Source organism: Neptuniibacter caesariensis (genome assembly GCF_000153345.1).
In the GTDB taxonomy this organism is placed as follows: Bacteria; Pseudomonadota; Gammaproteobacteria; order Pseudomonadales; family Balneatricaceae; genus Neptuniibacter; species Neptuniibacter caesariensis.
In genome coordinates, this window is sequence record NZ_CH724128.1 from 67,033 (window position 1) to 83,717 (window position 16,685).

Sequence of the window (16,685 nt, forward strand, 5' to 3'; positions counted from 1 at the left end):
TCTAAAAACTCAACGTTTTCAACCACTTACTCAGCCCTTAACTCAGTTCAAAACCGCCTTAATTTGCGGCCTCCCTAAGCAAGGACGGCGAATTCTACAGACATCTCAGAAAGGGTCAACACCCCAATGTAAAAAAACTTAAAAAAACCGTAAAAAAGTGAAGAAACCGCTTAAATCGATTAAAGAACAACCAGCGCTGATTATTTGGCGTACAAACTCAGCTCTGATACAGCCATTAGAAATAGAAAAGGCGCTTTAAAAGCGCCTTTTCTATGTCTAATCTCTCAACTGTAGTGTTGAATATCGACTTGCTGTATTTCACCCTGCTGGATATCACCCTGATAAAAGTTTCTGGCCACCCTTGAGAACCTGACCGGATCATCAGTCACAAGAAAACTAACCCTGCCATCATCTTGCCCATTCAATAATTCTTTCTCTGTCAGATAGTGCTTAACAACTTTGGCTGTCGTTTCTGCTGAGTCTACCAACTCAACATTATCTCCCACTATATTGCGAATACTCTCTTTTAGTACTGGGAAATGCGTACAACCCAGAACCAGCGTATCCATGTTAGTTTGATAATCTGATTCAAGTAGTGGCCTAAGGCACTCTTTAACTATAGATTCAACCAACTCACCTTCGTGCCAACCCTCTTCAGCCAGGGCAACAAAAAGGGAACACGCCTGAGCAACCACTGATGCATTCGGGTTACGTTTCAAGATCGCGGACTGGTACGCCTGATTGTTTACAGTCCCCTCTGTGGCAATCACACCTATATGATTATTTTGGGTTGCTGCACAACTGGCATCAGCACCCGGCTCTATCACTCCAACCACTGCGATCTCAGGATTGAGTTTTTGCAGATGATCAACAGCTACTGCAGAAGCTGTATTACACGCGATCACAAGAAGCTTTACTTCACGGCAGATAAGTGCCGCGGCCGCCTGCTCTGCATAACGTATAACAGAGGCCGAGCTTTTTGTGCCGTAAGGAACCCTTGCGGTATCCCCCAGGTAGATAAGGTCTTCGTTTGGAAGGAGATCCTTAATAGCATTAAGGACGGTTAACCCGCCCACACCTGAATCAAACACACCTATGGGCAGGTTATTTAGCATTACTTTTTACTTTTCTTTTTCTTATTAGCTTTTTTCAACTGGCGAACATGATCTCTAAAGCGCTCTTTCTTGGCCAACTGACGAGAGGAAAGAATATTCTTTTTCCCTTCAAATGGATTTTCGCTGGATTTAAACTCAAAACGAATCGGAGTACCCCGAATTCCCAGTACTGAAATGAATTTATTTTCCAGGTAACGCTTATATGAACCCGGTAGCGCATTGGTCTGATTACCATGCACAACAATAATAGGCGGATTGGATCCACCCTGGTGAGCATAACGTAGTTTAATACGGCGCCCTTTGACCATAGGCGGCTGATGATCTGCAACCACATCTTCCAGCAAACGCGTTAACTTACTGGTTGACCACTTCGCCATTGCATATTCATAAGCTTCATCAACGGAGTCATACATGTTCCCTACATTACTGCCATGCAGCGCAGAGATAAAATGCATGTCAGCGAACTCGGCAAATTCAAGCTTACGTTCAACCTGTTCTTTAACCCGCGCCTTCTCTTCACCGTTCATGCCATCCCACTTATTCAGTGCGATAACTAAAGATCGGCCTGTATCGATAACAAAGCTGAGCATATGCATGTCTTGCTCAGTCACACCTTCACGAGCATCGATAACAAAGACAACTACATGAGCGTCATTAACCGCCTGTAGCGTTTTAACAATAGAGAACTTTTCCGCTGCTTCGGTGATATTTTTCCTGCGACGTACGCCTGCCGTATCAATTAAGGTGTAATTCTTATCATCCCTCACATAGGGGATATAAACACTATCACGCGTGGTGCCTGCCTTATCAAAAACAACGACCCGGTCTTCACCAAGCATCCGATTCACTAACGTCGACTTACCTACATTAGGACGACCTACGACAGCGATCTTGATACTCTTTTCAACTTCATCCATAGTCTCCTGAGATTCTTCCTCTGGCTCAGGAAGCTCCTCAAGAACCATCTCAATCAACTGTGTAACGCCACGACCATGGGATGCAGCTATAGGGAAGGGCTGACCAAAACCAAGCTCGTAGAAATCAGCAACAACAATGTCCGGATTCAGACCATCGGTTTTATTAACAACCAGATAGAAAGGTTTCTCACTTCGGCGCAGGTAGTTTGCAATCATCTCATCCGCAGGATTAATACCAGCACGACCATCCACAATAAACAGCACTACATCTGCTTCATCTACTGCCTGAAGCGACTGCTTGGCCATTTCGTAGTCAATACCTTGCTCATCGCCAGTGATACCGCCGGTATCCACTACAATGTAGTCCTGTTCCTCATTGGCAAGACGACCTTCACCGTATTTACGGTCACGAGTTAAGCCTGGCAGATCCGCTACCAGAGCATCCCGAGAGCGTGTCAGTCGGTTAAAAAGTGTGGATTTGCCAACATTTGGTCGGCCAACAAGTGCAATTACCGGAAGCATTTATAACTCTCTCCTGCATTCAGCAGGCATAAACAAAAACGGCGGCTAACTGCTGAACAGTTAGCCGCCTGAATAACATTAGTAAATATTACTGCAGCTGCAATGCAGCCAGACGACCACTATTACCTAGTACGTACAAGACGTCATCTTTGGAAATCATATCCCCATATACGCCTGATGAATCAACCTGATAGCGTGCAACAAAACGACCATCTGTCTGAGACATAAAGTGAATATAGCCTTCGTAGTCAGCAACAGCCACAGTTGAATCTAAAACAGCCGGAGCAGAGATCTCACGATTTTCTAATTTAGCCTGACGCCACACACTGGCACTACTGCTACGATCAAATGCCTGAACAGCATCATCTTCTTCACTCACATAGATATTACCAAAACCGGCAGCCAGTGAGCGGTAACTAGATACATCCTGCGCCCAAACAACCTGCGCCCGGAATGGATTGATTGCAACCAGGCGCCCCTGATAACTTGTTACGTACAGCATGCCATCAACAAGCAAAGGTCGCCCATCAATATCAACCATACGCTCCAGTTCCGAACGACCCTGAGGTAATGCAACACGATTTTCCCAAATAGCAGTGCCTTTGGCATTATCCAACGCCACTAGCTTGCCACTGGCAAAACCTGCAAACGTGACATCACTTGCCACAATTGGGGAGCTTGTTCCGCGAAGCGTTAAACGCGGCACCTGACTATCATAAGTCCATGCACGCGAACCCGTACTTGCATCAAAAGCGATCACTTTACCATTGATCAGCTGGAAAACTGCTATATCTCTATTGAACTGCGCAGCGGCTGTTACTTCGGTACGTACATTATCACGCCACAGCTCAGAGCCGTCTTCTGCAGAGAGAACGATGACCTCACCCTCTTCACCAGCTACGGCAACTTTACCAAATCCAGCACCTACACCACCAACAATGGCGATTTCAAGCTCAACCTGCCAGAGTTTCTTACCACTCGTGCGGTTTACAGCAACAACGGTACCGTCCTTATCAGCGGCAAATATCATTTCACCATCAATGGCTGGCTGGAACTGGTTAAACTTATTACCAGCACCTGAGCCCACTGATACAGACCACAAAACATCAACTTTCTTCTCAGCATCAAACGATACCAGCGGAGAAGGCTTAATCTCCTCACCATCATCGCCCCAGAAACCGCAACCGGTCACTGCCAGAGAAACTAACGCTATACCAGCGAAACGATAAATGCTCTTCATTTAACTTTCCTCAGCAGCCAGGTTATTCAGCTTCATATCAAGTAAAGGACGGGAACCCGCCGCAGCTGATTCTGAAGCTTGCTGATATGCTTTACGAGCCGCATCGGTATTACCTTGCGCCAAATACAGATCACCTTTAAGCTCTTCGATTGTCGCTTTATAACCACCAACCGGCGCACCATTCACAAGGTTTAGAGCCTGGTCAACGTTCCCCTGCGAAGCAACAATACGTGCTTTACGCAAAGTAGCCAGAATAAACATAGACTCGGTAGGTTGGTTTGCCAGGACATAATCCAACTCAGCCACAGCTTTATCCAGATCCTTCTGATCAACGGCTACTCGAGCCATGATCATAGCCGCATAATTAGCGTATGCAGATCCTTCATATTCATCTTTTAATTGACCGTTCAGATGATTTGCCGTAGCTAGTTTAGCGTCATCCAGCTGTGGCCCCAACGCGCCAACAACTGCATCTAACAGGTTTTGATAAAGAACTGATGCATTTTCAGCCTGCGCTGCCTGCTGGCTCTGCCAACCTTTCCAGCCTAATACCGCGGCCAGGGCAACAGCAACACCCAGGAATAGCGACTTACCATTCTCATCCCACCAGGATTTAAGCGCCTGAATCTGTTCTTCTTCGGTGCGTAACTCTGCCACCTTTAACTCCTGTTAATATCTGTTAGATCTTTCAGTTTGATCACGACTGCCAAATTTTGGCAATTGCTGCTTCAATCTGCTCGCCTGTAAGGTCAAATTCAGGCTCATTCTTGTGCCAAACTGTTCCGCAAAGAGATTGATTATCTGTTTCTTTTAGCAGCAGGACAATAGGCGCACCTGTTTGCTGCGCTTTTTGGCTAATATTTTTTAGTCCGCCACAATGGATCCGTACTCGCAATCCTGGGAATCTGTCACGAAGCTGATCTGAAATCAGAACAACTTTCGACTGAATACCTTTATGCTCAGCAGCAACATAGAGATCGAAAGGCTGCTTTAATTGCTCAGGTATTAGATCAAGAGTTTCTAACAGCAGAATTAATCGTTCCACACCCATCGCGAAACCAACGGCAGGGGTTGGACGACCACCCAACTGTTTTACGAGACCGTCATAGCGACCACCCGCACAAACGGTTCCCTGAGCACCCAGCTTATCAGTCACCCATTCAAAAACAGTTTTGCAATAATAATCCAGGCCACGTACCAGGCGAGGGTTAATCTCGTACTTAACCCCTGCCTCATCCAACATAGCTCTCAATTCAGCAAAATGCTGTGCGGACTCTTCATCAAGGTAATCAGTTAAGACTGGCGCTCCGTCCAGTAAAGATTGAGTACCCTGTTCTTTACTATCCAGTATGCGCAGAGGGTTGGAACCCAGACGTCGCTGACTATCTTCATCCAACTGGTCTTTTCTCTGTTCCAAATACTCAACAAGTGCTGCTTTGTATTCTGCACGCGCCTCATTACTACCCAAAGAGTTCAGCTGCAAAGTAACGGAATCCAGCAGACCCAGGCGTTTCCATAGGCGAGCACTCAGCAAAATAACTTCGGCATCGATATCTGAACTCGCCATACCAAAGGTTTCAACACCGATTTGGTGGAACTGGCGATAGCGGCCTTTTTGGGGACGCTCATAGCGAAACATCGGCCCCTGGTACCAAAAGCGCTGCATCTGATTGAATAACAAACCATGTTCTTCTGCAGCGCGCACACAACTAGCTGTACCTTCTGGGCGTAGAGTCAGACTCTCTCCATTCCGATCTTCAAAGGTGTACATCTCCTTTTCAACGATATCAGTAACTTCACCGATTGAACGTTTAAAAAGGTTAGTTTGCTCGACCACCGGCATACGTATTTCACTATATCCATATGCGGCCAGCACATCTTTTACGGTAGTTTCTAAATACTGCCAAACAGGCGATTGCTCCGGCAGGATGTCATTCATCCCACGAATGGCTTTTATCTTGGCCAAAATTACAATCCTAAAATCTAAAATTTATTCTGAGATAGGTAAGCTGATACGCACAACATTTTTACGGCTATGCTTATCCAGATCCAATTCCGTTCCGTTAAATGTAAAGCGACCGACTGCATCCGCAGCACCCAGTAAAATACTCACTGGGGCTTTACCTGAAACCTCAAGGCTCTGACCTTTTCCACGCAGGTTATTAAATAGAGTTTTACCGTCCGCATCTTTGATTGATACCCAGCACTCAGCAACGAAGTCTGCCGAAATTTTGGCTGTAAGCGCTTCAGAGCTTTGAGCCACACTGGCTTCTATCGCCGGTGCCGCCTGTACAGCCGGTTCCGACGCAGCATGAGTTGCAGGCGCATTATCATCGATAGCTTGCTGTAACTTATTAATTTCCGCCTGAGTCAGATACTGAGGCTCACTTTCTTCAGCCACCTCAGATGTCTCGGCTTCTGTAGATGCAGGTTCCTCTTGAGCCTCTTCTCCTGCCGGAGAATCCTCAAGTACAGGCAAGACTAATTTAGCCGTACCATCCTCTAATTCAACCACATCGGCTGTATCCGCATTATCTTCAGCTACTAAAGGCTGTTCTGTCATTTGTTCTGTTTCAGAGGAAGAACTAAAACTGAAAGAGCCACCGTATTGTGTTTGCCACCACCAGACTGTTACGCCGATGATAGCCAACACAAATATCCAGCTGGATAGTTTCATAACAGGGTCATTAACTTTGACCTGTTCGCGGACACGACTTACCGGTTTAATGGCACCACCGGAAGACTCACCATGCAATTGTTCGAATTCGCTAACCAGCTGATTATCATCGAGGTGTAATAGTTTTGCATAAGCCCTGATATAGCCACGTGCAAAAACAAGGCTAGGTAAACCTTCAAGACTACCGATCTCGAGTTTTCTAATATAATCCTGAGGAAGGTTTAGATCTGCAGACACTTGCTCGATACTGAGAGATAAACTTTCTCGCGCTGTAGTAAGTCGGGCTCCCCATTCTTCTGCTAATAGTTCAGGCTGGCATTCTTGTTCTTCTGTGCTCAACGCGCGGACTCCTCAAATTCCCGATACTCTTCAGATTCAGGAAACAGATTTTTCAGAATTAAGGCATAAGTTGCTGAACGCGAAACATTACCATCGTGACGGGCTAAACGAATCCCAACCCAAAGGCTCTTCGCATAATGTTCAATACGTCGATTCTCTACCATAGTAAGGAAACGATCAAAGTATTTATTCGCTTCAGGGTAATTCCCTTCTGCAATCAACAAATCACTCAACTCAACCAGCGCGACTGGACGGTTAGAAGTAACTTGCAGGGAACGCTGAAAAGCGTGCTTCGCGGCATCGGTACGCTGAAGATTCTGATAACAGCGCCCCAGGTTTTCAAAAGCTTGCGCCCGACGATTGTAGAATGGATCTTCAGTCGCGCGGGAAAGCTCACGACATGCTTCTTCATAACGCTTCTCAGAGAATAAAAATGCGCCGAAGTTGTTATGAATCATTGCTGAAGAAGGATCGAGAGAAGTCGCTTTACGATAGTACTGCTCTGCAATACCCGGATCGCCTTCAAGCTGGAAAGCAAGCGCTAAGCCGTTATAAGCATCAGCGTACCCACTGTTAATATCTAAAGCACGCTTGAAGGATGTTTTTGCGTTAACTACATCGCCGGTTTGTAAATACTCGTAACCCAAGCGCGAGTATGCTTCAAAGGCTTGTGACTTATCACCAGAACTTGAAGGGCCTTTCGCTACACACCCCGCAACAACCAGCACCATAATTAAAGTAAGTACTAGCTTTATTCCTCTCACGCGCTTCTCCCTAAAACCACTCGAGACTTATTGCTGTTCCTCTTGAACAACATTAATATATTTTTGGCTACGACGAGTACGGTCTGCTACCTGACCGACCAATTGCCCACAGGCTGCATCAATCTCATCACCCCTGGTACGCCTTACCGTAGTCACAATTCCACCATGAACGATAATCTCTTTAAATGCCAGTATTCTTTCCTCTGACGGCCGCTCATAGCCAGAATTCGGAAAAGGATTAAACGGTATAATATTTAGTTTAGATGGCATTCGACGCAAAATCTTCAATAGCTGCTTTGCGTGCTCCGGCTTATCATTCACACCGTTAATCAGAGTGTACTCGACCGTGATCACACGTTTGTCGTTAAGATTATCCAGATAACGATTGCAAGCAGCCACCAATTCTTTAATTGGGTAACGCTTGTTTATAGGCACAAGAATATCGCGTAGATCGTCATTTGGCGCATGCAGTGAGATCGCCAAAGACACATCGGTCACTTCCCTTAGCTTATCAATTGCTGGTACCACACCCGCCGTCGATAATGTAACGCGACGTTTTGAAAGACAGTAAGCATTGTCTTCCATCATCAATGTGATTGCGTCAACCACATTGTCAAAATTCATTAACGGCTCACCCATGCCCATCAATACAACATTAGAAACAACTCGCTGTGAAGTCGTGTTGTATTCACCGTAAGAACGGATGGCTATACGCAATTGTCCGATTATTTCAGCTGTAGTCAGATTACTATTGAACCCCTGCTTACCAGTCGAACAGAAACTACAGTCAAGTGAACAACCTACCTGCGATGAAACACATAAAGTTTTTCGCTCTCCATCCGGAATCAGCACAGCCTCAACACTGGAGCCACTGTCTGTGCGGATAACCCACTTACGGGTTCCATCTTTCGATGTTTTTTCCAGAAGAACCTCAGGTTCACGTATCTCAGCAACCTCTTCCAGCTTTGCTCGCAGCGCCTTGCTGATATTGGTCATTTCATCGAAGCTAGTTGCGCCAAGCTGATGAATCCATTTCAGCACCTGAGTCGCACGGAATTTTTTCTCTCCGATCTCATCGAAGAAAGCTTCCATTTTTGCGGGAGACAAACCTAATAGGTTAACTTTTTTAGCGGATTCACTCATGGAGGGTAATTACTCACTTTGGGTCTTTCAAAAGGCTTATCTACTGGCCTCACCGCCAGTAGATAGCCGGGTTGGCAATTACTTGCCGAAGAAGTACGCGATTTCGCGCTCAGCAGAAGCTGGAGAGTCAGAACCGTGTACTGCGTTTGCATCGATAGACTGTGCAAAATCGCGACGGATAGTACCTTCAGCTGCTTCCTGTGGGTTAGTTGCACCCATCAGTTCGCGGTTCAGTGCGATCGCATTTTCACCTTCCAGAACCTGAACGATTACAGGACCTGAAGTCATGAAAGCAACCAGATCACCGAAGAATGGACGCTCTTTGTGCTCAGCGTAGAAGCCTTCAGCGTCTTCCTGAGTCAGGTGCTTCATCTGCATCTCAACGATCTTAAGACCGTTAGACTCGAAACGAGAAGCGATTTTACCGATTACGTTTTTAGCAACAGCATCTGGTTTGATGATAGAGAACGTACGCTCTAGTGCCATTTTTATAGCTCCGAAAATTGAGTTTAAAAAAAGAGTTATCTGAAAACTTGATTCAGCCTGGTAAGCCAAATTCGGCTATGCCCCGAAACTTGCAATTAGGCTTTCGGATAGCCCCTAAAAATCAAGCGCGCCATTATACGCCACTCTTATGAGAGAAAACAGAGATCTAATTACTCACTGCTCATAAAAGCAACAAAACCCGGCAAAGCCGGGTTTATTCTTATGAAAAGAGGGATTTAATCCATCTCCTCTATCCAAGCCATCTGAATACCTTCAAGGATCTTCTCACCGCAACGATCCGGATCATCATCAAACTCATCCAGATCCATCACTTTCTGGTAAAGATCCGGAAAGCTAATTGTCATCGGATTCTGATCCGGATATTTTTCCGACAATTCAATGGCTATATCTAATACATCAACCCATTTAAGACTCATAACTCAGCCCCTCAGTGACGCTCAGACACCTGATTAATCGTATATTTAGGGATCTCCACAACAAGATCCTCTTCACCTACCACCGCCTGACAGCTTAAACGAGATTCTGGCTCCAGACCCCAGGCCTTATCCAGCATATCATCCTCAAGCTCATCAGACTCTTCCATAGAATCGAAACCTTCGCGAACAACCACATGACAGGTTGTACATGCACATGACTTTTCACAAGCATGCTCAATCTCGATCCCATTTGCCCAAGCTGCATCACAAACCGTAACACCGCTTTCAGCTTCGATTACCTTACCTTCTGGGCACAACTCATCGTGAGGCAAAAAAATTATCTGTGGCATTACCCATTCCCCTCTATCTCTTCAACACTATGCCCCTGCAGCGCCTGCTGAATATTATAATCCATACGGCGCGCAGCATACTTATCTGACGCCTTAGAAAGCGCCTTAATACCCTGTTCGATTGCCGAAATATCCGTCCCTTGACGCAATCCGACTAATTTAGCCATTTCATCCAGTAGCAGCGCTTTTTCTTCAGCGCTGAGCAGTTTATCACCGTCAGCCAGCAAAGCCTCTTCAAGCGATTGAACCAAACGATCAGCTTCAACTTGCTGCTCACGCAGAGCACGTGCCTCTTTATCTTCAGCAGCGTTCAGATAAGATGCCTTCAGCATCTCAGCAATTTCAGAATCTTCCAGACCATAAGATGGCTTAACCTGAACACGACTCTCAACGCCAGAGGTAAGCTCTTTTGCTTCTACCCCCAGCAATCCATCCGCATCCACCTGGAAAGTAACACGAATTTTAGCGGCCCCCGCCGCCATTGGCGGAATACCTCGCAAAACAAAACGCGCCAAAGAACGGCAGTCCTGAACCAATTCTCGCTCGCCCTGGACCACATGAATCGCCATAGCTGTTTGACCATCTTGATAAGTGGTAAACTCTTGCGCACGCGCAACAGGGATAGACGTATTTCTGTGGATAATTTTTTCCGTTAAACCACCCATCGTTTCCAGACCCAGCGAAAGGGGAATAACATCCAGAAGCAGCATATCGCTATCCGGCTTGTTTCCTGCCAGAACATCCGCCTGGATTGACGCGCCAATGGCAACAACTCGATCCGGATCTATATCAATATGAGGTTTGCGACCAAAGAACTCTTCGACCTGTTCACGAACCTGCGGAACCCGAGTAGACCCGCCAACCATAACGACTTCCAGTACCTCTTCAGGTTGCACAGAGGCATCTTTCAGAGCCCGACGACAAGCACGAATCGTACGCTTAATCAATGGCGATACAATCTCATTAAATTGATCGCGGGTCACATCTAGCTCTTTACAGCATTCAGCCAACTCAAAAACAACATTGACATGTTCCTTCTGGCTAAGCTGTTCTTTAGTATCTTTTGCTTTTTCAGTAAGGTAGCGAGAAAGCGCACTATCAATTTCACTCACACCTAGCTGTTCAGCAAACCAGCTCGCCAGAGCCAGATCAAGATCATCACCACCTAAGGCACTGTCACCGCCGGTAGACAGAACCTCGAACACACCTTTATTAAGGCGCAGGATCGAGATATCAAAGGTACCGCCACCCAGGTCATAGACGGCGATCACACCCTCTTTACCTTCATCTAATCCATAAGCCACAGCCGCAGCAGTAGGCTCATTTAGCAAACGCAGTACTTTGATATTGGCGATTTTTGCCGCATCTTTTGTTGCCTGGCGCTGCGCATCATCGAAATAAGCAGGCACAGTAATTACTGCTCCAGCCAATTCTCCACCCAGAGACGCCTCTGCGCGCTCGACCAAGGTTTCGAGAATATCTGCCGATACCTGAACAGGGCTTCGTTTGCCTGCAGCAGTATTAATAAAAGGCATACCACTTTCACTGGCTTCGAAATGGTAAGGAGCCTCATTTCCCAGCGCTTTTACATCCTCGACACCGCGCCCCATCAGGCGCTTAGCAGATATAATAGTGTTAAAGGGGTCTTCTGAAGCATATTTGCGGGCTTCACGTCCCACCTGATGATTTCCACAAGGCAGGTAACGCACTACTGATGGCAATAGATGCTCACCATCCAGATCAGGCAGAGTAACCGCCTCACCACTTTTTACAGAAGCGACCAGAGAATTAGTTGTTCCCAGATCAATTCCTACAGCCAGTTTATGTTCGTGCGGAGCTTCACTCTGCCCCGGTTCAGCAATCTGTAACAGCGCCATAATTTGCGTTAGCCATCCAAGCGATCTTCAAGACGTTCAATCTCGACGACCAGCTTCTCCAAAAATTGCATTTTACGCACAGCAGATGTTGCTGCCTCAAGATCTTGATCCTGATACTGCTGTGCAAACCGCTCTCTCAGCTGCTTCAACAGCTGATCGACCTCACCCGTAAGATCATCAAGTGCCTCAAAGGGATCGTCCTGCTCAGGAATCTCCTCAAGCTGCTCTCGCAGTTCCATTTGTTCCATGAGGAACATAGGATCAATTGAAGCGGATGACTCACTGAATGTATCAATACCCTGCAACTGCAAAAGGTACTGCGCTCTGAGAAGCGGTGATTTTAGTGTCGCTACCCCTTCATTCAGATGCGCCATATATTGAACAGCCATACGCTGCTCTCGCTCACTTTTGTGCGCATAACGATCCGGATGAAGCGTTTTTTGTAGCTCTAAGGAACGATCAGCCAATTCTGACTGATCGATATGAAATGATACCGGCAGGCCGATAAACTCAAAATAGTTCTTATTGATATCCATGACACTGCCAAAGAGGATCAGACGTTAAAGCTCTCACCACAACCGCATTCGCTAGAGACATTAGGGTTATTAAACTTAAACCCTTCATTAAGCCCCTCTTTTACGAAATCCAGCTCTGTACCATCAAGATAAAGTAAGCTCTTAGGATCGATCACAATTTTCACATCCTGAGGCCCGACGAAGATTTCATCTTCATCCTGAACATCATCAACAAACTCAAGTACATAAGCCATACCTGAACAACCCGATGTACGAACCCCCAGGCGAATACCTGCACCGTGGCCACGAGTTTCCAGATAGCGTGCGACGTGTGATGCAGCCGCATCAGTCATGGTAATTGCCATAAACGTCTGTTTCTCCTGATAAGTAAATATTACTTATCTTGCTTCTCTTTGTAGTCCGCAACAGCGGCTTTAATAGCGTCTTCAGCCAGTACTGAACAGTGAATTTTCACTGGAGGCAGAGCCAACTCTTCGGCAATAGACGTATTTTTAAGCTCAGCAGCTTCATCCAGGCTCATACCCTTAACCCACTCAGTCACGAGTGAGCTGGAAGCGATCGCTGAACCACAACCGTAAGTTTTGAACTTAGCATCTTCAATGATGCCCTCATCACTTACTTTAATCTGCAGACGCATAACGTCACCACAAGCAGGCGCTCCAACCATACCTGTACCAACGTTGCTGTCTTTATCATTCATTTTGCCAACATTACGAGGATTCTCGTAATGATCAATAACTTTGTCACTATAAGCCATAACGACCTCCAAATACTCTTAATGCCGAATTAGTGATGTACCCACTCTACCTTGCTCAAATCGACACCGTCTTTGTACATATCCCACAAAGGAGAAAGCTCACGTAGTTTATTAACTGCATCCTGAATCTGCGCAGCTGCATAATCCACCTCTTCTTCGGTAGTAAAGCGACCGAAAGAGAAGCGAATGGAGCTGTGTGCCAGCTCATCATTCAAGCCAAGTGCACGCAAAACGTAGGACGGTTCAAGACTTGCAGAGGTACATGCAGAACCTGATGACACTGCCAAGTCCTTAAGAGACATCAGTAGAGACTCACCCTCTACAAAAGCAAAACTAATATTCAGGTTACCTGGGATACGCTGTTCACGAGAACCATTCACGTAAACCTCTTCCATCTCACCCATACCCGCCATGAAACGGTCACGCAGTTCGATTATGCGACGAGTATCATCAGCCAGATCTTCTTTACAAATACGAGCAGCTTCACCCATACCTACGATCTGATGTGTTGGCAGTGTACCTGAACGCATACCGCGCTCGTGACCACCACCGTGCATCTGCGCTTCCAGACGGATACGTGGCTTACGGCGAACATAAAGCGCACCAATACCTTTTGGGCCATACATTTTATGCGCTGACAAAGACAAAAGATCGACCTTAGCAGCTGCCATATCAATCTCAACTTTACCTGCACTCTGCGCCGCATCAACATGGAAAACGATGCCTTTAGCACGGGTAATCTCGCCGATCGCAGCAATATCTGTGATTGTGCCGATCTCATTATTTACATGCATCAGTGAAACAACGATCGTATCTTCACGAATAGCTTCTTCAACAAGTGAAGGCTCAATCAGACCGTCTGCATTAGGTGTAAGATAAGTTACCTCAAAACCTTCACGCTCTAGCTGGCGGCAGGTATCGAGCACCGCTTTGTGCTCAATTTTTGAAGTAATAATGTGCTTACCTTTCTTCTGGTAGAAGTGCGCTGCACCCTTAATTGCCAGGTTATCAGATTCTGTAGCACCTGAAGTCCATACAATCTCACGTGGATCCGCATTAATAAGATCAGCAACCTGGCGGCGCGCTGTTTCAACAGCCTCTTCAGCTTTCCAACCAAACAGATGCGAACGTGATGCAGGGTTACCGAAGTTACCCTCCATAGTCAGGCATTCAATCATCTTGTCCGCAACACGTGAATCAACCGGTGTAGTTGCAGAATAATCCAGATAAATAGGTGTTTTCATTCATTGTCTCCAAGCGTGCTTTAAACTGCCGCTTTTTCACTACCCGCCAAACCTGAATCCATCAAAACCTGATCCACATGGATACGGTCCTGACGCTCAGAAATGGTCTGTACATCTTTACGAGCTACCAGATCTGCAAGCGATATACCACTTAAGAAGCCATGGATCTGATCGCTCAAATCACACCAAAGGTGGTGCGTCAGGCAAGTCTCGCCTCCCTGACAGTCTCCCTGACGGTTACAACCTGTAGCATCAACAGATTCGTTTACTGCATCAATTACTTCAGCAACGTTAATTTCTGGCTGTTCGCGGTTTAGCTGATAACCTCCGCCCGGCCCACGAACACTTCGTACCAGTTCGTTACGGCGCAACTTGGCGAACAGCTGCTCAAGATAAGATAAAGATATGCCTTGTCGTTCTGAAATATCAGCAAGACTTATTGGCCCTTTACCCTCATGGAGAGCAAGATCCAACATAGCTGTCACAGCATATCGGCCTTTTGTAGTCAGTCGCATTTTTGTCACCCTGATGCGCGTTAGCATTTGGCTGCATTATGCAATACCCGACCAAAAAGGTCAATTAAATATCCTACTATTTCCGTAGGACTTTCTTAAAATTGGTGCGCGAATTCTAACACGAAATCCGCATAACAGGATGCACCCTCTTAATTTTTGTCTTTCAATTGCTTTTGTGTTGCTGTCAAAATGCCACGCAGCACGTTAACCTCCACTTTATCCGGGATCGCCCTGAGATAAAGCCTGCGCAATCTCGGCATCAACTGACGTGGATTTTCAGGATCTAGAAATTCGATATCAACCAACGTTTCCTCCAGATGAGCAAACAAACGCTCAAGATCTCCACTATCTGCCAGATCTATATCCCAATCCGTCCCCCACTGCGGGCGATGCTCAGCATTTTCAGCCGCATACAGTGACGCCATTCTCAGCTCATAGGTAATCACCTGGACTGCAGCAGCCAGATTCAGTGAACTAAATTCCGGATTAGACGGTATATGCACGTGATAGTGACAAAGGTGCAGCTCTTCATTCGTCAAGCCACGATCTTCACGACCAAACACAATCGCAATTTTCTTCTCGTCCATTACCGGACCGACAATGGCAGCCAACTCACGCGGATCCACCACAGGCCAAGGGATATGACGCCCTCGTGCACTTGTTCCTACCACTAACTGACAATCAGCAATTGCTTCCTCCAGGGTTTCATGCACAAGAGCATTTTCCAGGAGATCCGTCGCACCTGAGGCACGCGCATCAGCGTTCACATGAGGAAACTTCTTGGGTTCAACCAGATGCAGTTCTGCAAAATCCATGTTTTTCATGGCACGCGCCACACCACCAATATTTCCCGGATGCGTAGTATTAACCAGTACAATGCGAACATTTGAAGCCATGAATAAGATCCTGCAATAAAATTTAGTGGCGTATTCTACCAGAGCACACAAACTATTCAGCCACTTATTCACAGCCCACCCCATCCTCAGGTATAATGCCCGATTAAATTCCACGAACACTCTTCAGGTCCTTAAACAGATGCAACCAATGGTTAATATTGCTCTGCGCGCAGCACGCGCCGCAGGAGAGCAGATTGTCCGCGCAGTCGAGCGCCTAGATCTGGTCAAGTCAGAACAGTCTGACGTAGCAAAACTTCTCAGCGACACTTGCCAAAAGGCTGAGTTAAGCATTGTCCATACCATTCAGAAGGCTTACCCAAGCCATAAAATCGTGGGCGAATATACAGGTGAGCACGCACCGATCAGCGAAGGCCCTGAATTTTGCTGGACAGTTAACCCAATCGATAGCATCTCCAACTTCTCGAATGGACTACCTGTTTTTGCTATCAGCATGGCAGGCCAACAGAACGGCCGTACTGAACACGCACTGATTCTAAATCCAATTACAGGCGAAGAGTTCACCGCCAGCCGCGGTGACGGTGCGCAGCTTAACGGCAAGCGTCTGCGAGTTAGCAATCACAAAACTATCGATAGCTCTCTTATCGGTACAGGCTTCTTTAATCGTGCTAGCGACAAAGCACACCTGGAAGCGTACCTGAACATCTTCCGTGATATGACCCTTAACGGCGGCACAATCTATAACGGTGGTTCTCCAGCACTAAATCTGGCATACACTGCTGCTGGGCGCATCGATGGATTCTACCAGATCGGACTTAATCCTTGGGAAATGGAAGCCGGCATCCTGCTTGTTCAGGAAGCACGCGGCCTGGTAGGCGACTTTATGGGCGGCAACGACTTCCGCCGCAGCGG

General features: G+C 46.6%; 19 protein-coding genes. 1 reads left to right on the forward strand and 18 read right to left on the reverse strand.

Annotation, left to right across the window (positions count from 1 at the left end; all coding sequences use genetic code 11):
* Positions 1-284: 284 nt before the first annotated feature.
* From murI to MED92_RS17850, 18 genes are all read right to left on the reverse strand, one after another.
* Entirely contained in the window at positions 285-1,115 is an 831-nt protein-coding gene (gene murI, locus MED92_RS17765) for a glutamate racemase (RefSeq protein ID WP_007023039.1), read from the reverse strand.
* Positions 1,115-2,554, reverse strand: coding sequence for a ribosome biogenesis GTPase Der (der, locus tag MED92_RS17770; protein WP_007023038.1), 1,440 nt, complete (start codon positions 2,552-2,554; stop codon positions 1,115-1,117). The genes murI and der overlap by 1 nt, the downstream gene beginning before the upstream one ends.
* 88 nt (positions 2,555-2,642) lie before the next feature.
* Complete coding sequence (gene bamB, locus MED92_RS17775) at positions 2,643-3,794, reverse strand: outer membrane protein assembly factor BamB (protein WP_007023037.1); 1,152 nt, start codon at positions 3,792-3,794, stop codon at positions 2,643-2,645.
* Positions 3,795-4,451: a YfgM family protein gene (locus tag MED92_RS17780; protein WP_007023036.1), complete on the reverse strand. Its 657-nt coding sequence runs from the start codon at positions 4,449-4,451 to the stop codon at positions 3,795-3,797.
* 40 nt (positions 4,452-4,491) lie between these two features.
* Entirely contained in the window at positions 4,492-5,760 is a 1,269-nt protein-coding gene (gene hisS / locus MED92_RS17785) for a histidine--tRNA ligase (RefSeq protein ID WP_040663556.1), read from the reverse strand.
* A gap of 24 nt (positions 5,761-5,784) precedes the next feature.
* Positions 5,785-6,810: a RodZ domain-containing protein gene (locus MED92_RS17790; protein ID WP_007023034.1), complete on the reverse strand. Its 1,026-nt coding sequence runs from the start codon at positions 6,808-6,810 to the stop codon at positions 5,785-5,787.
* Complete coding sequence (gene pilW / locus MED92_RS17795; RefSeq protein WP_238321538.1) at positions 6,807-7,574, reverse strand: type IV pilus biogenesis/stability protein PilW; 768 nt, start codon at positions 7,572-7,574, stop codon at positions 6,807-6,809. Before pilW ends, MED92_RS17790 begins: the two co-directional genes overlap by 4 nt.
* A gap of 27 nt (positions 7,575-7,601) precedes the next feature.
* Positions 7,602-8,717, reverse strand: a complete 1,116-nt coding sequence (gene rlmN / locus MED92_RS17800) for a dual-specificity RNA methyltransferase RlmN (protein WP_007023032.1) — start codon at positions 8,715-8,717, stop codon at positions 7,602-7,604.
* A gap of 78 nt (positions 8,718-8,795) precedes the next feature.
* Positions 8,796-9,203, reverse strand: a complete 408-nt coding sequence (gene ndk / locus MED92_RS17805) for a nucleoside-diphosphate kinase (RefSeq protein ID WP_007023031.1) — start codon at positions 9,201-9,203, stop codon at positions 8,796-8,798.
* Between the two features lie 236 nt (positions 9,204-9,439).
* A complete protein-coding gene (gene iscX / locus MED92_RS17810) occupies positions 9,440-9,640 on the reverse strand; it encodes a Fe-S cluster assembly protein IscX (protein WP_007023030.1) in 201 nt (66 codons plus the stop codon).
* Between the two features lie 11 nt (positions 9,641-9,651).
* Entirely contained in the window at positions 9,652-9,990 is a 339-nt protein-coding gene (gene fdx, locus MED92_RS17815; protein ID WP_007023029.1) for an ISC system 2Fe-2S type ferredoxin, read from the reverse strand.
* Positions 9,990-11,867: a Fe-S protein assembly chaperone HscA gene (hscA, locus tag MED92_RS17820; RefSeq protein ID WP_007023028.1), complete on the reverse strand. Its 1,878-nt coding sequence runs from the start codon at positions 11,865-11,867 to the stop codon at positions 9,990-9,992. The genes fdx and hscA overlap by 1 nt, the downstream gene beginning before the upstream one ends.
* A gap of 8 nt (positions 11,868-11,875) precedes the next feature.
* Complete coding sequence (hscB, locus tag MED92_RS17825) at positions 11,876-12,403, reverse strand: Fe-S protein assembly co-chaperone HscB (RefSeq protein WP_007023027.1); 528 nt, start codon at positions 12,401-12,403, stop codon at positions 11,876-11,878.
* A gap of 17 nt (positions 12,404-12,420) precedes the next feature.
* Positions 12,421-12,747, reverse strand: coding sequence for an iron-sulfur cluster assembly protein IscA (iscA, locus tag MED92_RS17830; protein ID WP_007023026.1), 327 nt, complete (start codon positions 12,745-12,747; stop codon positions 12,421-12,423).
* A gap of 29 nt (positions 12,748-12,776) precedes the next feature.
* The gene (gene iscU / locus MED92_RS17835; RefSeq protein WP_007023025.1) at positions 12,777-13,160 is read right to left on the reverse strand and encodes a Fe-S cluster assembly scaffold IscU; all 384 of its coding nucleotides are present in this window, start codon (positions 13,158-13,160) and stop codon (positions 12,777-12,779) included.
* A 29-nt stretch (positions 13,161-13,189) separates the two neighbouring features.
* Positions 13,190-14,404 (reverse strand): IscS subfamily cysteine desulfurase, encoded by a 1,215-nt coding sequence (locus tag MED92_RS17840; protein ID WP_007023024.1) that lies wholly within the window; start codon positions 14,402-14,404, stop codon positions 13,190-13,192.
* Between the two features lie 20 nt (positions 14,405-14,424).
* Positions 14,425-14,919 carry a Fe-S cluster assembly transcriptional regulator IscR gene (gene iscR / locus MED92_RS17845; protein ID WP_007023023.1) on the reverse strand — a complete coding sequence of 165 codons (495 nt, stop codon included), beginning with the start codon at positions 14,917-14,919 and terminating at the stop codon, positions 14,425-14,427.
* A gap of 149 nt (positions 14,920-15,068) precedes the next feature.
* The gene (locus MED92_RS17850; RefSeq protein WP_007023022.1) at positions 15,069-15,815 is read right to left on the reverse strand and encodes an RNA methyltransferase; all 747 of its coding nucleotides are present in this window, start codon (positions 15,813-15,815) and stop codon (positions 15,069-15,071) included.
* 139 nt (positions 15,816-15,954) lie between these two features.
* Here MED92_RS17850 and MED92_RS17855 point away from each other — a divergent pair.
* A partial coding sequence (locus MED92_RS17855; protein ID WP_238321539.1) for an inositol monophosphatase family protein occupies positions 15,955-16,685 on the forward strand: 731 nt, incomplete at its 3' end.

Excerpts from the sequence above, each read along its gene's own strand:
- rlmN (WP_007023032.1), bottom strand. The coding sequence starts at position 8,717 with ATGAGTGAATCCGCTAAAAAAGTTAACCTATTAGGTTTGTCTCCCGCA.
- MED92_RS17840 (WP_007023024.1), bottom strand. The coding sequence starts at position 14,404 with ATGAAAACACCTATTTATCTGGATTATTCTGCAACTACACCGGTTGAT.
- MED92_RS17850 (WP_007023022.1), bottom strand. The coding sequence starts at position 15,815 with ATGGCTTCAAATGTTCGCATTGTACTGGTTAATACTACGCATCCGGGA.
- hscB (WP_007023027.1), bottom strand. The coding sequence starts at position 12,403 with ATGGATATCAATAAGAACTATTTTGAGTTTATCGGCCTGCCGGTATCA.
- iscX (WP_007023030.1), bottom strand. The coding sequence starts at position 9,640 with ATGAGTCTTAAATGGGTTGATGTATTAGATATAGCCATTGAATTGTCG.
- iscU (WP_007023025.1), bottom strand. The coding sequence starts at position 13,160 with ATGGCTTATAGTGACAAAGTTATTGATCATTACGAGAATCCTCGTAAT.
- hscA (WP_007023028.1), bottom strand. The coding sequence starts at position 11,867 with ATGGCGCTGTTACAGATTGCTGAACCGGGGCAGAGTGAAGCTCCGCAC.
- bamB (WP_007023037.1), bottom strand. The coding sequence starts at position 3,794 with ATGAAGAGCATTTATCGTTTCGCTGGTATAGCGTTAGTTTCTCTGGCA.
- der (WP_007023038.1), bottom strand. The coding sequence starts at position 2,554 with ATGCTTCCGGTAATTGCACTTGTTGGCCGACCAAATGTTGGCAAATCC.
- iscR (WP_007023023.1), bottom strand. The coding sequence starts at position 14,919 with ATGCGACTGACTACAAAAGGCCGATATGCTGTGACAGCTATGTTGGAT.
- iscA (WP_007023026.1), bottom strand. The coding sequence starts at position 12,747 with ATGGCAATTACCATGACTGATGCGGCTGCATCACACGTCGCACGCTAT.
- fdx (WP_007023029.1), bottom strand. The coding sequence starts at position 9,990 with ATGCCACAGATAATTTTTTTGCCTCACGATGAGTTGTGCCCAGAAGGT.
- murI (WP_007023039.1), bottom strand. The coding sequence starts at position 1,115 with ATGCTAAATAACCTGCCCATAGGTGTGTTTGATTCAGGTGTGGGCGGG.
- ndk (WP_007023031.1), bottom strand. The coding sequence starts at position 9,203 with ATGGCACTAGAGCGTACGTTCTCTATCATCAAACCAGATGCTGTTGCT.